Source organism: Flammeovirgaceae bacterium SG7u.111 (genome assembly GCA_034044135.1).
In the GTDB taxonomy this organism is placed as follows: domain Bacteria; phylum Bacteroidota; class Bacteroidia; order Cytophagales; family Flammeovirgaceae.
Window position 1 is genome coordinate 4,104,050 of record CP139021.1, and the last position, 17,017, is coordinate 4,121,066.

Consider the following 17,017-nt stretch of genomic DNA (forward strand, 5'->3'; position numbering starts at 1 on the left):
CCCCACCTTCTAATTTCCCACCCCAAAAAAGCTACATTTTTCCATGGCAAAAGTCATATTTATAAAAACAGGAAAAATGCTAACTTTAACCGTGTCGGTTTGGGCTACTAAATGGCATTTTATTGACATGAACAGACAGATTTTTTTAAATAAAAAAGTATAAAAATGGCTTTGATAAAAAAAGTAAAAGGGGTTGCCCCAACGTTTGGAAAGGACGTTTTTTTGGCTGACAATGCCACCATTATTGGCGATGTGATAATTGGGGACGAATGCACCATTTGGTTCAATGCGGTGGTGAGGGGCGATGTGCACTCGATCAGGATCGGGAACAAAACCAACATTCAAGACGGAGCAATTATCCACTGTACCTACCAAAAAGCAAGCACCACCATCGGTAGCAACGTTTCCATAGGGCACGGGGCAATGATCCATGGCTGCACGCTAGAAGACGGCTGCTTGGTGGGCATGGGCGCCATTGTGATGGACAATGCCGTAGTGCAAACGGGTGCATTGGTAGCCGCAGGTGCGGTCGTGTTGGAAAATACAATTTGCGAAACAGGCTACATCTACGCAGGCACACCCGCCAAAAAAGTAAAAGCCATCAGCGAGGAACTAGGCGCTATCTTCGAGCGTACCGCCAACAATTACGTAATGTATTCGAAGTGGATTGAGGATTGATGGTGTTCAGCCACAGACCGTCTCGATCGCTTGAAGGGGTGGGGACGGTTTTATATATTTTTGACCATTCTCCTATAAAAATGTAACTTGTTCATCGAACCAAAACGAGTACATTCTATGAAAATGTTAAGAACCTTATCTTTCGCCCTAGTTATTTTCCCCCTACTTTTCTCTTGCCAAAAAACAACAGAAAGCTCCGAAGAAACCGTGGAGCAAGAAGCCAAAGTAGTTATTCCCAAAGCAAAATACTCCTTAGCCCAATGGTCTTTCAATCGGGACTTACTTGGTGGAGAAATGAACACGGTTGATTTTGTGAAAGCTGCGGGAGAAATGGGCTTTGAGGGTGTGGAATATGTAAACCAATTTTTCTTGGACAAGGTCGATAATTTCGAATACTTAGATAGCTTAAATGAAGCGGCAAGTGCAGCGGGCATCAAAAATTTGATGATCCAAGTGGACAACATTGGCAACCTGAGTGCATCAGATACGGAAGAACGGGAAAAGGCAATAGAAGAAGGGAAAAAATGGGTAGATGCTGCCAAATATTTGGGCTGCCCAGCTATGCGTATAAACGCCCATGGCGATGGAACTCCCGAAGAAATGAAGGAAAATAGTATTGCCGGAATTGGCGCCCTGGCAGATTATGCCAACGAAAAAGGCGTCCAGATCATCATAGAAAACCACGGTGGGGTTTCTAACGATGGGGCTTGGTTAGCCGATTTGGTAGCAAGCCTTTCGGACAAAAATGTAGGCAGCTTGGCGGACTTCCATAACTGGTGCATTGAGCGGGAAGGCGGTGCACTTTGGGGCGCTCCCTGCATCAAAGAATACGATTATTACAAAGGCTTCGCTGAGTTGATCCCGACTGCCAAAGGCATTAGCGTAAAAGCTTTTGAATTTGATGCAGAAGGCAATGAAACCACCATGGATTTTGGTAAATTCTTCCAAATCATGAAAGATGCTGAGTACGATGGCTACCTCGGTATAGAATATGAAGGTAAAAGCTTACCTTCCAAAGATGGAATCTTGAAAACCAAAGCCCTTGCAGCTAAAAGCTGGGCTGCGGTTTATTCCAAATAGTTTTTTTGTGCCATAGCGAATAGTTCGCCTACTTCCAATCATAGTTCATCATGAAATTACGAAAAGCTGTTCTTGAAGACCTACCTGTTCTTAATAGAATTAGTGTAACCGCAAAAAAGCACTGGGGCTACCCCAATGAGTGGATTGAGCGATGGCTCGATGACCTCACCCTCACTCCTACCGACTTGGAAGAGCAGTCTATTTTAGTTGCCGAAAACCGAGAAGGCTCCCTTGGTTTTTGTGCTATTAAAGAAGAAGCTGAGTATGTTGAAATCAACCATTTGTGGATCTTGCCAGAGTTCATTGGAAAAGGCTTTGGGAAACGCTTATTAGAAGCTGCTCTCCAAAAGTTCAGCAGCTCCCAAAAGCCCATTCAAGTAGTAGCCGACCCTAATGCTGCACTTTTTTATCAGAAACAAGGCTTTGTTACTTTCAAGCAAATCGAAAGCTTTCCCAAGGGGCGGTTTTTACCTGTGATGGAGAAAAGAAAAAGTTGATAAGCCTATCAAAAAACACCCTATTTACATAAATAGACAATGTAATCATTCATTGTTCTGGGCATTAGTTATCTATTTTCCCCCTCAACTTTTTTGCATCATTTGTCAGTTTGCATTATTTTCAGGGAATTGATAAGTGAAAATTTCAATTTTAACTACAACTACAACAATGAAAAAACTACAATTGAAGGTAGGGCTGTTGCTCCTTGCCGCTACACTTTTTTCACATATTACTTTCGCCCAGCTTATTCACCTCGAAGAGGACGGCAACAAACTCCAAGTACAGAAAATGGTAGCCACCACCTCGGTAAAAGACCAAGGAAGAACAGGTACTTGCTGGAGCTTTTCCACCACTTCCTTCATAGAATCGGAAGCACTGAGGCAAGGCAAAGGTGAGCACGATGTCTCGGAAATGTATTTTGTAAGGCATAATTATCCTGCCAAGGCAAAACATTATGTACGGATGCAAGGCTACGCCAACTTCGGGCAAGGAAGCCTCTCACACGATGTAACGAACATTGTAAAAAAACATGGGATAATGCCCGAAGAGGCTTACGATGGAAAAAAAGGAGAAGGTGAATACGACCACAGCGAGCTTATTGGTGTGCTGAAAGGATTTTTGGAAGGTGTGGTAGAAGGCAAAAACGCCAAGCCTACGGAGCATTGGACCAAGGCGTTTGACAGGGTGCTGGACACCTACTTGGGCGACCTTCCCGAAAACTTCGATTACAAAGACAAAAAGTATTCTCCCAAGGCATTTGCCGATGAAGTGCTTGCCTTCGACCCTAGCAATTACATAGAAATCACCTCGTATGAGCACCAGCCATTTTATGAAAAACTAGTGCTAGAAGTTCCCGACAACTGGGCAAGTGCCTCGTATTACAACCTCCCCATCGACGAGCTGGAAGCGGTAATGGACAACGCCATCGACAAGGGCTATTCCATCGCATGGGACGGTGATGTGAGCGAAAAATCTTTTTCCCACAAAAAAGGGATGGCGATAGTGCCAGAATTGGACTGGGATGAGATGTCAAAATCGGATAAAAAACACATTTTTGACGAGGTAATAAAAGAGAAGGAAATTACGCAAGACATGCGCCAAGAAACCTACGAAGACTACAGCACAACTGACGACCACCTGATGCACATCGTTGGCTTGATAGTAGACGGAAATGGAACGAAATACTATGTTACCAAAAACTCTTGGGGAGCTGAGAGCAACGATTTTGGCGGCTATTTGTACATGTCAAGAGCCTATAACAGACTCAAGTGCGTAGCCATTATGGTACATAAAGATGCCGTGCCCGAAAGTCTCAAAAAGAAATTGAAAATCTAGACGTTTACCATTTGGACAAAACCGACACCAAAAGTTAGTTTTTAAAAAAATGATAAATTTTCTTGCTTTGTAAAAAAGAATCCCATTACCTTTGCAACGAATCAAGAAATAATTGTAAAGTTGTTAAACCCTTTAAACGGTCATAAGAAAAAATGCTAAATCTCATCAACATATCGTCAACTGAAAAGCAGCATGAGCTAGCTACGGTATGGTGTATGGATATACGCACAGACCGTTACCAGAGCTTACCGTTTTTCAGCGACGGACTTGGGGGTTATCAACGTGATAATACATAAAGCTACTCAATAGAAATTGAGAAGAACCCGGTCCGAAATTCAAATTGGTCCGGGTTCTTTTTTTGCCCTCACCAAAGTTGCTTGGGAGCTCCCAAACAACTTCTTAGTCTTCAAGCATTATCCCGGGAGGAAAACTAGCCGAAGGCATCCTGAACTTGGACCGAGTTAAAGTTTATAAATGTTACACAATAGCTGCCTTTTCTGCACGAAGGTGATCCGCAAAAGGCATGGTCAACGAAGCGTATTTATCGGTATGTACCTGCATGTATAGCATGAGTAATGTAAAAGTTACGTAATAGCCCAATGCCTTAAAAACATAGAGCAAGTGGCTAGTTGTAACAAATCTCTAACTTGGGCGCGCTATGCCAGCTTCGCTCAACAAATTTAGGAACATGGCAACACAAAAATTGAGGGGGAAAGACCTCCGGAATATAGGTTTTCCAGAAGGGAGAACCATTGGGGTGATCATCAAGGTGATGGCAAATAAGGCTTTCAAAAAAAAGAGCAAAGTGGAAAAACTAGAGCTCCTGAAAGAAATAAAGCAAAACCCTGAAAAATTCAAATCGGAAGAACTGTTAGGGCTTATTGCGGCAGAATTGCTCATGAAGCCCGAAGAGAAAACGGGCGAAACCCCACTGCGAGAAATGAAAATCCCGCATACAACCTATGGAGAATGGGGCATAGAAGAAGGTGCAAAGCACCAAATGCATGTGGCGATGAAGTTGCCCGTAGCGGTTGCAGGAGCCTTGATGCCCGATGCCCATTTTGGTTACGGGCTGCCTATTGGTGGAGTATTAGCCGCAGAAAATGCGGTGATTCCCTACGGAGTTGGGGTCGATATTGGCTGCCGAATGTGCCTTTCGTTGTTCGATGCACCTGTGAATATGCTCATAGGACAAAGGAGCAGGTTGAAGAATATTTTGAAAGAAAACACAAAGTTTGGCAACCAAACTTTTGACAAGCCGATGGACGATGAAGTGCTCACAAGACCAGAATTCAGGGAAATTCCCAAAATCAGGTCTTTACAGGACAAAGCATATCAGCAAATTGGTTCTTCGGGGAGCGGCAACCACTTTGTAGAATTTGGAATTGTAAAACTGTTCACCGCTGACAATGAGTGGAACTTGGCACCAGGCAAATATTTATCTGTGCTGTCCCATTCGGGGTCAAGAGGTTTTGGGGGCATTTTAGCCCAGTATTACACCAAAATAGCGATGGAACAGACTATTTTGCCAACAGAAGCAAGGCATTTGGCTTGGCTCAGTTTGGACTCGGAAGCGGGTCAGGAATACTGGAGGGCGATGAACTTGGCTGGCGATTATGCTTCGGCTTGCCACGACCACATCCACCGAAGGATTACCAAAGCGCTGGGCTCAAAAGTATTGGCGAGGGTGGAAAACCACCACAACTTTGCTTGGAAAGAGCAACTAGCCGACGGACGGGACGTAATAGTCCACAGAAAAGGCGCAACACCTGCCGGAAAAGGTGTATTAGGAATTATCCCCGGGTCTATGACCGAGCCAGGTTTTGTGGTGAGGGGAAAAGGGGAAACCAAATCGATCAATTCTGCTTCGCACGGTGCGGGCAGGGTGCTTTCCAGAAGCAAGGCAAAATCAACCTTGGTGCAATCTGAAGTAAAGAAGTTACTGAAAGACAAGGGAGTAGAGCTGATTGGCGGAGGCTTAGACGAAGCCCCCCAGGCCTACAAAGACATCAACCAAGTGATGGAAGCACAAGTCGATTTGGTGGAAACCTTGGCAAGGTTCACCCCAAAAATAGTACGGATGAGCGGGGAGTAAACTCAGTTTCTGGTTACTAGTTTCTTGTTGCTGATTAAAAAAAGGAACTTGTAACTAGAAACAAGTAACCCGCTTCAGCCACACATAAGGGATTTAGGGCTTTCAAGGAAAAACTAAGTTGTTTTTCCTTTGCACACCGTACATCTTTTATGGACTGGGGGTCTATACTTGTTGAGGCGATAAAAAAGAAAATAATTGGTGAATAGTCCCTAGCTTTGACGAAGGGAAACCGACAAACTTAAAAACTTAATACGATGAGCTATAATGGCGAGATTGAGGAAAGCCAACTTGAGGCAGAACAATTGCTTGAAGACGGCGACATAATGGGGGGCAAAAAGCAACTCGAAGAGATTTTAGTTTCTGAGCCTGGCTACGGCCGAGCACACAATGCCCTTGGGTGGATTTATGACAACACCTTTGTAGACTACGCAAAAGCAGAGTATCACTACAAGTTGGCTATAAAATTTGCCCCAACTTTCCCTGCTGGTTATTTGAACTACTGTTTCTTGCTCAATAAGCTCAAAAAAAGCGAAGAGCTTTTGATAGTGGTAAACAAAGCCTTGAAAGTGCCAGGCATCAATGTTTCTAGTCTGCACAACGAACTAGGGCTGATGTTCGAGTATGAGGGAAATTATAAGGAGGCAATAGCCAAATACAAGCTGGCAATTGCCAATTCTTTGAACAACTTCGAGATTGAAGCTTACCGAGGCAACATCAAACGCTGCCACGGCAAAAAATGGGGTTTCTTTCGTTTGTTCAAGAAGAAGCAACCTTCTTATTAGTTCTTGTTAGAATTGGTCAAAATACACAAAGCCACCCTTTTGGGATGGCTTTGTGTATTTTACTAGTTTTTGGCTTTAAACTTAAACCAAAATATGAAAAATAATAAAAATACGACTTATAAATCAATAGCTTCTATTCTTCCAAAGGCTTAATGTTCTTGGCAAAGAAATAAATAGCACCGACGCCAAGGGGAACGAATACTGCAATGGCAAAGAATATAGGGGTATAAGAAAATTGTTCGACAATTATGGGCACCAATTTGTTCATGATAATCACAGAAAAGACACCGACCATTCCGCCTAAACCAGCCAATGAACCAACAGATTTGCCACTAAAGAAATCACTTGGTAAGGTCTGAACATTACCAATGGCAAACTGGAATCCAAACAATACAATGAACACGATGAATACAAAGGCTAATGCTGTTTTAGCGAATAAAATAGTCGCTACCAAGCCTAAGAACATAATTACCCCACCAATTAGAATGGTAGTTTTTCTACCTTTATTTATAGAGTTGGTTTTAGTGATGATTTGACCAGAAACCCAACCACCAACTATACTACCGAGTGCTGCACCTACGTAAGGAACCCAAGCGAACATACCAACTTCCTTTACATTAAAACCATAAACATCGAAGAGGTAAATTGGCATCCATCCTACAAAAAGCCACCAAATTGGCTCTAAGAAGAATCTACCTACTACTATCGCCCAAGACTCTTTGAAACTAAGAATCTCCTTCAAGCTTTTACCCTTTACTTCGCTACTATCCTGTTGGTCTGCTTGGCTCTGCCCTGCCAAGATAAACTCGCGCTCCTCATCAGAAATCCAAGGGTGCTTCTTAGGGCCAGCCTTGTTGATCAGCAACCATGGAATGATCCAAACGATACCAAAAGTACCAATCACCATAAAGGTCGTCCTCCATCCGTAAGCAACAAAAAGAGCTGCTATAAACGGTGGAGCAATCACAGAACCAATAGATGCACCTGCGTTAAACATGCCTTGTGCAATAGCCCGCTCTTTGATTGGAAACCACTCAGCGTTACTTTTTACCGCACCAGGCCAGTTTCCTGCCTCTGAAAACCCAAGCAAGCTTCGAAATATACTAATGGACAAAAATCCACGAACAGTTGAGTGCAAGAAAGAGGATAAACCCCAAACCCCGATAGACAAGACGTACCCAAGACGTGTCCCCACTTTATCGAAAATTTTACCTGTAAACAACTGACCTAATGCATAAAACACCATGAAAATATTCAGGATATTTCCATAATCGTCCTTGGTCAAACCCAAAGACTGGGAAATAGAGCCTTCCACATTTTCGTTACCCCACATAATCGAGAGGGCACTTCTATCGATATAATTAATTACCGTAGCTAAAAAAATCAGCCCGATAATTACCCACCTTAATCCTTTAATTTTCATTCTATTTATCGTCTTTATTTCCAAAGTATGACACCGCACTGCCGTCCAAGAAATCTTCACGGACTGGGCTGAAAACATCTATTAGCATTCCTGCCTCTAGGCACTGTGCACCATGTACCATATTTGGTGGAATATACACGCCATCACCAGCGTTTACTACCTTAGAGTCCTCGCCTATGTCGAAGTTGAACTTGCCACTTACTACATAAGTTGTTTGTGAATGAAAATGCTCGTGAGGCGTTCCTTCTGCTCCTTTTTCAAACTTCACTTTCACCATCATGATTTTGTCATCGTAACCGTATATCTTACGTGAAACTCCTCCGCCCAATTCTTCCCATTCTTTCTCACTATCAATTGAAAATTTTTCGCTTTGCAAAGCTTTCATGGTTTGTTGTGTTTGTATTAATCAATGTCTAAAAAAATGGGACCTTCCCATTCAAAAGTTGCTTCACCTACACTAAGTCGGTGTTTTTTATCTTCGTCTTTTTCGGTAGAAATAATGACTGTATAAACCTTTCCATTCTGGTGTGTTATCCGAACCCCTTTATATGCACCTCCCAAGGTTAATTTCTCCACCAAATCCACTTGGCTTTTGGTCTTGCTCGTAAGCTCTGTGTTAGGGTTGAAAGCCCCGTGTGGCTCAATCACATTTATAAAAGTAGTTCCGTTTGAAGTACTTCTCCTTTCAATAAAAGAAGGATCTCTTCTGAGGTTGAAATTTGGATCGTTAGCTCCAAGGCGAGCCAATATAAAGCTGGTAGGCGTTTCGGTCACAGCAGTAATAGTGTAAAATCTATCGCCAAGCATCCATGTGAAATGGGAATTTTTGTCATTGCTTTTTCCCATTCTTTCTACCCAAAGGTGCTGGTATCCCTGATCTTCCCCCAACACTTTCTGGGCTTCGGGAGCTGCTTCCGGCTCAAAGCCCAAGTCCGTAGGCTGCCCTTGGTACTGAAAAGCCAAATCGTACTGATGTTCTTCTTCACTTACCGCATCAAACACATCTACAATTAGAGGCTTCCCTAAGTCTTTGTCTTTGATCAAAACTAGGGTTCTGTCCATTTCCACCCCTTCGTAGGCTGCTTTTTCACTTGCGCCAATCGCAGTAAAGTTTTCTTTTTCGAGAAAGAAAGTCAAGTTAGAATGATGCTTCGAAGAAAGTTTCATATTCCCCCCAAAGTGGGATTTTTCATCTATCACCAGCGTGTTGTGCGAGATGGTATGCTTCGCCCAAGAATAGTTTTCGGGCAAGTACCTACCTCCTTCTTTTTGCTCAACATTTACAAAACGAGCCGCGCCATAATCTTGTAAAACCTCGCTCCCATTATCGTACAAAATGATTCCTAGTTTATCAAAATGGCCGTGGCTAAGACCATGGGAAGTATAGCGAAGAATAAGGCTAAGTTGATCGTCTATTTCCCCTTCCCTAATGAAACCAACTCCGCCTTTTGTACCATCGGTTCCATCTGTAAGCAAGATTGATTTTCTACGAAATGGTTTGGCTTTTTCCTCCGCCAGATCCTTAGCAACCATAGCCCCAGCTTTAGAAACCATCACAGTTCCCTGCTCTTTGGCCACGGAAAGTAGCTCAGGGTTTTGCCCTCCAAATTGATAAATTATATCAAGTGAATATACTGTTTCAGGAGAACGGAAGCTCATCCCTTTTACAGAATCGTTGAAAGGGATGAACCGTCCTTTATCGTCAGTTAATTGCAACAAGCATTCTACGGTTTTCACCAAAATACCATCTCTGTATTCAAAAATCTTTCGTTCAGGTTCGTTGTTCTCAATAGCCAAGGCAAACAGTATAAATGGCTGCAAAGCATAGCGGTGGTAGTAAGGTCCTTCGGTATAGTAGCCACTTGGGGAAAATAACCCGTCGAGCTGTGCTTCAAAACCTGCTTTATTCGCAAAATCCACATCTCTTAGCGGCTTTTCTTTATCAGAATTACTTTTCTTATTTAGCGAAGCCTCATCGAACGACACCCCTTCAAACGACCTTTTTACCAACTCCATATCTCCCATTGCGTAGCCCGCCATTCCCACTGCCGCTACCGCCCACACACCGTGGTTATGAATACGGTTAAAAACCCTTGAGCTTTCTACAGAAAGAAAATCTGCATAAGGCTTGAGCAAGTCCTTTTCAATGGTGTTGCGAGTTGGTTTATCCAAATAATCGTACACGCAATCATAAGCTTGCACTACATTCACCATCCATACGGCTTCGTTGAGCGACTGCCAAAAAAGCTTGCCTGGAGCGTAAGATTTTCGGATGGGATGCAAGTCGAGTGTAGGATACATTTTGGCATATTCCAACAGCATTTCTTTCACAAACTTGGCGTACTTTTCATCCTCTAGTACTTGGTAAAGAATGCCCGCTTGGCGCATGCTTTTGTAGTTGAGCTTATGCCTCTCATGGGTGTATCCTCCAGCAGGATCAACTGGCGTAGGTACATCCATTTTTTGAGCCATCACTCCATCCAGCTCAGCTTTCATGTCTTCAATGGAAGTACAGAGTAAGTCATATTCAGTGTAACTTTTGCGTATTTCAGCTACGCCACTTTTGGTCAGGATAAGGCTAGGATGTTCGCCTTGGGCAAATGCCCTTCCTGCAAAAAGCAAGGCAACGCAGATACCTAAAATATAAAACTTATGTGCCTTAATAATCATTTTCATATCGTTGGTAAGGTCATTTCGCATTTAAAAATCAAGTTCAACCGTGTCTCCAAAATTGAGTTGTTGTATGTTTTTTCCAATTTGAGTCTGAATAGTTTCGCCAGTGCTCAGTAGCGTCATTGAGAGTTTTTTTCCTTTTTCTACAACCAATACATCCACTGGTTTGGAAAAAGTCAGGTGTCCATTTTTTCCTTCTATCGAAGTCACTTTTAACAGTAGCGCTTTGTCCTTTTGGAGAAAGGCAGATTCCGCCTTGGCAGCAATATGCTGAATCAACTTTATTTGACCGCTTTCGCTTATTTCATAAGCCCAACCCGCTATTTTTATCCCTGTATATTTCTCTTTTGGTTTGATGCTGTTGCCCGAAAACTCATACGGATGAACCAACGTCACCAACTCGGTTATACCAGCTTTCCCCTCAAACTGGAGAATACTTGCTGCTTTTTCTCGCTTCTCCCAAGTAGACCTGCCCAAAGGCTTTTCCCCTAACTGGACGATATCCAAACCTTTCCCATCTCCCAAATTTCTTCGAAGGTGGGATAGACTTTTTTTCTCGTCAAAATCTCCTTGCCATATTTGCTGGTATGTATGTTTCTCTTCGGACTCAAACTTATCAATCACCAACCAAAAAGCGTCTTTCTTAAAGAAAAATATCTTTCGGAAGTAGTCCGTATTCATTTCTTCAAAGCCAACGTGCGTACCTTCAAATACATCCAAAATATCTGAAGAATACCATCCTGTTTTTTTAGGTATTGGAAGATCGCCCCACTTGCCAAATCCACTTCCGCCTTTGTTTCCAACCCATTCCCCACCTTGGGGAACCGAATCGACCAATGCGACATTTTTCACCCAAGAACTTTTGAAAAACTGGAAGTCCTCGTAAGAATACCTCACTTGGTAGTTGGGCAAAATTTCTTTTCCATAAGTATAGGCAGAAAAACCCAAAATATCTCCGTGCTGGTGGTCATTTTTCTTCGGTGCAAGCCCTGAGTTGATGATCATGAATGCATCATTTTCTTCCGCTCTCATAATATAGTATCCCGTTTGTGGGAACTCAAAAGAACTTAGCGTCGGCCTTTCGGTTTTCATCAGCATCAAACCATTCAGCTCTGGTAAAGTAAAGTACCAATAATCGCTGGAAGAAACCTTATCAGCAGCCAAATATCCATATCTTTTGTCTTTAAAAAGCAGCCAACCCGTGGTCATGATGTTTTTTAAACTATTGTATTCTTCTAAAGGTTCTTTGGTATCATCCGAAAGAACAGGAGCTGTTTTGTTGTCCTTCGAAATCATGAGGAGCGCATCAAACATCCCTTTTAGTTGCGTCTGCCAAATAGGTGGGATTTCGTAATCGTTTCGCTGTAGCAATTGATAGACATAAAAATAGTTATCGATATCGCTGATGTGGTAGTGCACCGTGCGTTCAAACTGGAAGCCATCTTTGTTAATTTCTTTTTCTAGGTGCATTCCCAAAATCTTCATAGAATGCTCATACCATAGTTTGGCATCTTCAAAGTCACTAAACAGAATCGATATCATGGCAAGGGCTGCCATACCTCGGGTTTGATGGTTCCCGCTTTTAAATTTTTGGTTCTCGTGGTAAAGAAAGGAGGCTGTTTGCAAAAAGGTTTTGATGAGCATCAGTTGGTCAGCGTCAGTATAACTTTCCGAAGCCAAATAGAACGCATGGACACGAAGCCAATTGAGCATACGATGCCCTCCTCTATACACCTCGTACACACCGTTACCGTCTTCAATAGTTTCGTATTCGCCTTTTTCTAAGCTGGCATTGAGCGAAGCGACTTGATCTACAAAGTAGCGTACGTATTTTTCGTCTTTAGTAAAATAATGCAACAAGGCTATATCAGGTGATTTTTGCTGCCTTGCCAAGTGCCTAAGCTCGTAGGAGGAAACATCTTTTCCTTTTAGGTTTTTGAAAGGAAGCTTCCAAGTGGTGGAGCCATTGTATAATTCTAAATGGCTATTGGCTTTGTCCTGATGGTTTTTTTTTCTACCGCTATATTTTTCGTTATAATGTACAAACCGCTTATCAAATTCTTTCCAACTAAAGTAATATCGGCTGGCGTAGGTTTCTTTGAAATAAGCCGTAAGGGCATGGATATCTTTTAGTTCTTGCGCTCCTTTATAAGCAGCCAATACTTCCCCATCGCTCATCAACCTATCAGTTGGAATAGAGCCCTGCCCTAGCAAAGGAAGGCTTACTAAAATGGTGAAGATGGTATTGAGAAATTTCATTTTATGCGGTTAGAAGTTCCTACTCACAAATCAGAAGAGGAAATTTACTGGTTGAAAGAAGTAATTTGTCATTAAAAGCATTGCCCGCCCCACTTGTGAGCTGGGCAATACTTTTTGTGGTTGCTCTAATCCAATTTTTCTATTTTTACCAAGTCATACCTACCAGTCACATCGCCTGGGGTAAGTTGGAAACGAAGATTCTTCGTAGCTGCAGTTGTTTCTATTTCAAATGCAATACCTACATAATCAGATGCATTTGGAGTCAACGAAATACCTTCTTCTACAAAGATAACTGTATCGTCGTCACCATCTGAAAGCTTGAAATTACCACAGCTAGTACCTGAGCTACTAGCACTCACATACCAGAAAGAAATTTTATATTTCGTACCAGAAGAGACCTTGATAGTCTGGTCTAGGTAGTGGCTTGAAGATTCAAGTTTTGCACCAGTGCTGCCATCTGGAGGAGTTGGCGAACCTGAACCAGAGAAGCTGCCCCAAACGCTACGGTCGCTGCATTCAAAACTTGGGCATTGGAATTCGGGAACTAGCTCGTCAACTACTACTACATCAATAGTAGTGTCACTGCTTACTTCATTTCCATCTGATGAAACCAGCTTTACAGTGTAAGTACCTTCGCCAGCTGCAAAAAAGTGAGTAGGATCTATTTCATTTGATGTACTTCCATCACCAAAATCCCAGCTATAGTTCAGAGAACTTATAGATAAGTTGGTGAAGTTAATTTCTTTGTAGTCACTTACACTAGATTTATAAGTGAAATCAGCTTTAGGAGGGGTTTTATCTGGGATAGAACCCACTCCTGGCAGCTCATCTTCACATGCTGACAATCCTAATACCATTGATAAACCTAGCACTCCTAGGCTAATTTTCTTTGTAAGATAAAATCTCCATTTCATATTTATATAGTTTTTTGCTTTATTATAAAGCTGTTAATATTGAAAAAACTTTCACAAACGGGCAAGCTTAAAGAATGTGTGTGATACCTTACTAAACCCAATTTACTCTTTGGCCCACCCGAATGTGTAAGTCTGATTTTTTTAGTATTAAACGTTTACTGACACCTTAAGAGAACATAAGTCCACCATTGATATCTACATTATTACCCGTCATGAAAGATAACTCAGAAGAAGCAAGGCAGTACACCAAGTTTGCAACTTCCGCAGCTTCACCTTCACGCTTAAGCGGAGTAGCGTTTGCGACGTTGGTACGTACATTGTCTTTTGTAAATGTATCGTGGAAAGTAGTAGCAATCATACCTGGGCAAAGTGCATTTACACGAATCCCCTTAGGGCCTAGTTCTTTTGCCATAGATCTTGTGAAAGTCATTACCGCACCTTTTGCCGTAGCATAAGCTGAAGCGCCTGGTCCGCCACCATCACGACCTGCTTGAGAAGCAAAGTTCACTATAGAACTACCTTCTGGCATAAATGGAACTACCGCTTTTGTTACCAAGAATACACTTGTCAAGTTCAATTGCATAAGGAAATTGAAGAATTCCTCATCCATTTCTTCGATAGTTTTCCTGCCCACTAGACCACCTGCAACATTTACCAATACACCTATTTCGTCACCATATACTTCTCTAGCATACGAAACCATTTTATTCACATCAGCAGATTTGGTCATGTCACCTTGAACAATGATCGCATCTCCACCAGCTTCTTTTATTTCTGCCAATGTCTCCTCAGCTTGTTCTTTGTTGTCAAAGTAGTTGATCACCACTTTAGCTCCTTCTGCAGCAAGCCTTATAGATACAGCTTTTCCAATATCACGTGCGCCACCAGTTACAATGGCTACTTTACCTTGTAAATTCATAATCGTAATTTTTATTTGTTTGAAATGATCTATTAAGGGCAAAAGCCCATAATTTTGTTATAATTCTATACTTACTGAAGCAAGCCAACTTGCTTTCCATCAGTCCCTTTCAAGCTCTCACTTCCTACTTTCAAGTTACTTATCTGAGCCGTATTGTCACTGATAGCAAATTGCTTGGCAACATCTGTAATGCAGTTTGAAATTTGAGTGATTGGCTCGCCTACCGTGTGGAAAATATCGATGGTTTTTACGTCTTTGAAAACCGAGTTTTGGATAATCGCTTTTTGTACTCCAAGCAGCGTCATTCCATTTCCCGATTTGTTTTTGACTTGATGACCAACTTTTTCAAAGTTGCAATGGTCGATAAACAAAAGAGGACCAAAAGTACTTTCATCGCTTCCACCTCGGTGCATTGCGGCAATCTGCGCCCCAATATTTTTGAAGCTACTGTTTTTGATGGTTACAAATTCAGCATTGTAAATCCCGATATCATCGGTTTCTTTATCAAGTTCTAAAATTGTTCCGCTCACATCCGTAAAGCGAGAGTTCTCAATCAGAACGCTGTCGGCAAAGGTATTTTTATAAGCCTTCAAAATGCTGAAAGAATGATTTACATCAAGGTTTTCAAATGAACAGTTTTGGATATATAATTTATAGTTTTTGTTCATAGAATACCTGCTGGTAGAAACAACTGCATTCCCCGCATAGTCAGGAGATTCCGCACCGTCAATGGTAATCCCATCTAACTGCAATGCTCCACCATTTTCTATGGCAAACAAATTTGATTTTTCAAACACAATTCGAGCTCCTTCAGTAGATTTGATACTCAGTGGGTGATGAACTTTAATGACTTTCGTAAGCAAATAAGAGCCTTTTCCAAGCTCCAACACATCGCCAGCTTGGCTTTTTTTCACTACTTCAAAAAGGTCAGCACCTTCGGCTACTTTGGTTACTTTCCCAAAACCAAAAGAAGCTCCTTTTTCAGGTTTGGCAAACCATGAAGGTCCTGTTTCTCCTTTTTTCACAAAGGAAAAGTCTTCGTTGATTCCAGCTCCGTTCATATCACCTTTTACAGAATAGATCCCTTCTGCATTTTGCTCCAACTCACCTTCTTTACTCTCAAAACCTTCTTCCTTGAACTTGGTAATATTTGAGCTCAAAATATTATTGGCAAAACTAATTCCGGAGATATCGTCGTACACCGTGAATACATCATCTTTTTTTGTATTCCAAATGATATTATTAGTAAGACTAGTACCCAAAGGCGTAGCACTTCTTTCGGCATCGCTACCTGCACATAGCTGCACATAATCGCAGTCGATAAGTGTATTGTTGCTGATCTTACTGTCCCTCACTTGGTGATACCTATTTATTGGTGAGTTTGGCACTCCGTTCATTACAACTATCGCACCTCTAAAACGATGACCTGTCAATCCGTAGCAGTAATTATTCACAACGGTTTGCCTTTCGTTTATCACCCTGATACCGCCCGTATTGGCTACATGGTTACCAAAAAAAGCATTGCTTTCAGCAAAGTTCCCATGCCCATGACGGAAAGTCAACGTGCCGGCGCACTCATAAAAAGTATTGCCTTTAAAAACATTTGCTCCTGATTTGTTGGAGATGATTTCATGCTCTCCGTTGCATCTGTCGAAATAATTATTAATTACTTGGGTTTTAGAATCTGAAAGAGAATAATGGCTTGTACCAATCCTCAATGTTTCCCCTCCATTTGCGCCAAGCACTTCCCTTGGACCAAAGTAATTATGGTCAATTTGATGGTTGTTTTCTCGGCTTTCCTCGCTATTTAACCTTACCGCCATCGTTACGCCCAAGTTTCCTTTACCTATTAAAGCATTATGGTCGAACCTGTTGTTCTTCCCATACACCCCAACCCACAGGTCATTGTCGTGCCTTTCGGGGTTCGAATAGTTTGCAATAACGGTTTGGGTAATGCGGCAGTTGTTCGCCAAGGTAGTTTTATTGATACGGAAGGAAATAACTTCTTTGGTGAGGGTAAATCCATTTGTAAAGTAAAATCCAGACAGTACAAGATGCTCTCCACCTAACTTCAAATTTGAGCTACCTGTGAACGTCAATTTGCCAGGGTTTTTAACCGCTACAACAATCGGGTTCTCATCCGTTCCTTTAGCTTCAATCACCATTTCCGCATCTTTCCATTCCCCATCAGCTAACCACAGCGTATCGCCTGGTTGGGCAAGTCCCAACTGTTTGTGCAACTCTTCTACCGAGCCAATCAGATACCCCTCGTTGGTCGGAGCTCCGCAGGCAATAAATACCAAGGCTAACAGAGTGAATTTAAAAAAGTGAGCAATTAATTTCATAGTTGTAAGGAAAAAA

The 17,017-nt window shown here is 42.0% G+C and carries 13 protein-coding genes; 6 read left to right on the forward strand and 7 right to left on the reverse strand.

Annotated elements, in window-relative coordinates:
- Window positions 1-165 precede the first annotated feature (165 nt).
- The 6 genes from R9C00_16075 (at window position 166) to R9C00_16100 (ending at window position 6,468) form a co-directional block, all read left to right on the forward strand.
- Entirely contained in the window at window positions 166-678 is a 513-nt protein-coding gene (locus R9C00_16075; protein WPO33220.1) for a gamma carbonic anhydrase family protein, read from the forward strand.
- A 117-nt stretch (window positions 679-795) separates the two neighbouring features.
- On the forward strand, window positions 796-1,758 hold the full coding sequence (locus R9C00_16080; GenBank protein WPO33221.1) for a sugar phosphate isomerase/epimerase family protein: 963 nt from the start codon (window positions 796-798) through the stop codon (window positions 1,756-1,758).
- Window positions 1,759-1,808: 50 nt separating this feature from the next.
- A complete protein-coding gene (locus R9C00_16085) occupies window positions 1,809-2,255 on the forward strand; it encodes a GNAT family N-acetyltransferase (protein WPO33222.1) in 447 nt (148 codons plus the stop codon).
- Window positions 2,256-2,424: 169 nt separating this feature from the next.
- On the forward strand, window positions 2,425-3,591 hold the full coding sequence (locus tag R9C00_16090; protein ID WPO33223.1) for a C1 family peptidase: 1,167 nt from the start codon (window positions 2,425-2,427) through the stop codon (window positions 3,589-3,591).
- A gap of 688 nt (window positions 3,592-4,279) precedes the next feature.
- A complete protein-coding gene (locus tag R9C00_16095; GenBank protein ID WPO33224.1) occupies window positions 4,280-5,686 on the forward strand; it encodes an RtcB family protein in 1,407 nt (468 codons plus the stop codon).
- 254 nt (window positions 5,687-5,940) lie between these two features.
- Window positions 5,941-6,468, forward strand: coding sequence for an O-linked GlcNAc transferase (locus tag R9C00_16100; protein ID WPO33225.1), 528 nt, complete (start codon window positions 5,941-5,943; stop codon window positions 6,466-6,468).
- 133 nt (window positions 6,469-6,601) lie between these two features.
- Here R9C00_16100 and R9C00_16105 read toward each other — a convergent pair whose 3' ends face one another.
- From R9C00_16105 to R9C00_16135, 7 genes are all read right to left on the reverse strand, one after another.
- The gene (locus tag R9C00_16105) at window positions 6,602-7,891 is read right to left on the reverse strand and encodes an MFS transporter (protein WPO33226.1); all 1,290 of its coding nucleotides are present in this window, start codon (window positions 7,889-7,891) and stop codon (window positions 6,602-6,604) included.
- A 1-nt stretch (window position 7,892) separates the two neighbouring features.
- Window positions 7,893-8,276 (reverse strand): cupin domain-containing protein, encoded by a 384-nt coding sequence (locus tag R9C00_16110; GenBank protein WPO33227.1) that lies wholly within the window; start codon window positions 8,274-8,276, stop codon window positions 7,893-7,895.
- 17 nt (window positions 8,277-8,293) lie between these two features.
- A complete protein-coding gene (locus R9C00_16115; protein WPO33228.1) occupies window positions 8,294-10,567 on the reverse strand; it encodes an alginate lyase family protein in 2,274 nt (757 codons plus the stop codon).
- A gap of 24 nt (window positions 10,568-10,591) precedes the next feature.
- On the reverse strand, window positions 10,592-12,823 hold the full coding sequence (locus R9C00_16120) for a heparinase II/III family protein (GenBank protein ID WPO33229.1): 2,232 nt from the start codon (window positions 12,821-12,823) through the stop codon (window positions 10,592-10,594).
- Between the two features lie 125 nt (window positions 12,824-12,948).
- Window positions 12,949-13,737, reverse strand: a complete 789-nt coding sequence (locus R9C00_16125) for a PKD domain-containing protein (protein ID WPO33230.1) — start codon at window positions 13,735-13,737, stop codon at window positions 12,949-12,951.
- 166 nt (window positions 13,738-13,903) lie between these two features.
- A complete protein-coding gene (locus R9C00_16130; GenBank protein WPO33231.1) occupies window positions 13,904-14,656 on the reverse strand; it encodes an SDR family oxidoreductase in 753 nt (250 codons plus the stop codon).
- A 71-nt stretch (window positions 14,657-14,727) separates the two neighbouring features.
- Window positions 14,728-17,001, reverse strand: a complete 2,274-nt coding sequence (locus R9C00_16135; protein ID WPO33232.1) for a polysaccharide lyase 6 family protein — start codon at window positions 16,999-17,001, stop codon at window positions 14,728-14,730.
- Between the last annotated feature and the right edge of the window lie 16 nt (window positions 17,002-17,017).

Excerpts from the sequence above, each read along its gene's own strand:
- R9C00_16090 (WPO33223.1), top strand. The coding sequence starts at position 2,425 with ATGAAAAAACTACAATTGAAGGTAGGGCTGTTGCTCCTTGCCGCTACA.
- R9C00_16080 (WPO33221.1), top strand. The coding sequence starts at position 796 with ATGAAAATGTTAAGAACCTTATCTTTCGCCCTAGTTATTTTCCCCCTA.
- R9C00_16135 (WPO33232.1), bottom strand. The coding sequence starts at position 17,001 with ATGAAATTAATTGCTCACTTTTTTAAATTCACTCTGTTAGCCTTGGTA.
- R9C00_16115 (WPO33228.1), bottom strand. The coding sequence starts at position 10,567 with ATGAAAATGATTATTAAGGCACATAAGTTTTATATTTTAGGTATCTGC.
- R9C00_16100 (WPO33225.1), top strand. The coding sequence starts at position 5,941 with ATGAGCTATAATGGCGAGATTGAGGAAAGCCAACTTGAGGCAGAACAA.
- R9C00_16095 (WPO33224.1), top strand. The coding sequence starts at position 4,280 with ATGGCAACACAAAAATTGAGGGGGAAAGACCTCCGGAATATAGGTTTT.
- R9C00_16120 (WPO33229.1), bottom strand. The coding sequence starts at position 12,823 with ATGAAATTTCTCAATACCATCTTCACCATTTTAGTAAGCCTTCCTTTG.
- R9C00_16105 (WPO33226.1), bottom strand. The coding sequence starts at position 7,891 with ATGAAAATTAAAGGATTAAGGTGGGTAATTATCGGGCTGATTTTTTTA.
- R9C00_16110 (WPO33227.1), bottom strand. The coding sequence starts at position 8,276 with ATGAAAGCTTTGCAAAGCGAAAAATTTTCAATTGATAGTGAGAAAGAA.
- R9C00_16075 (WPO33220.1), top strand. The coding sequence starts at position 166 with ATGGCTTTGATAAAAAAAGTAAAAGGGGTTGCCCCAACGTTTGGAAAG.
- R9C00_16125 (WPO33230.1), bottom strand. The coding sequence starts at position 13,737 with ATGAAATGGAGATTTTATCTTACAAAGAAAATTAGCCTAGGAGTGCTA.
- R9C00_16130 (WPO33231.1), bottom strand. The coding sequence starts at position 14,656 with ATGAATTTACAAGGTAAAGTAGCCATTGTAACTGGTGGCGCACGTGAT.
- R9C00_16085 (WPO33222.1), top strand. The coding sequence starts at position 1,809 with ATGAAATTACGAAAAGCTGTTCTTGAAGACCTACCTGTTCTTAATAGA.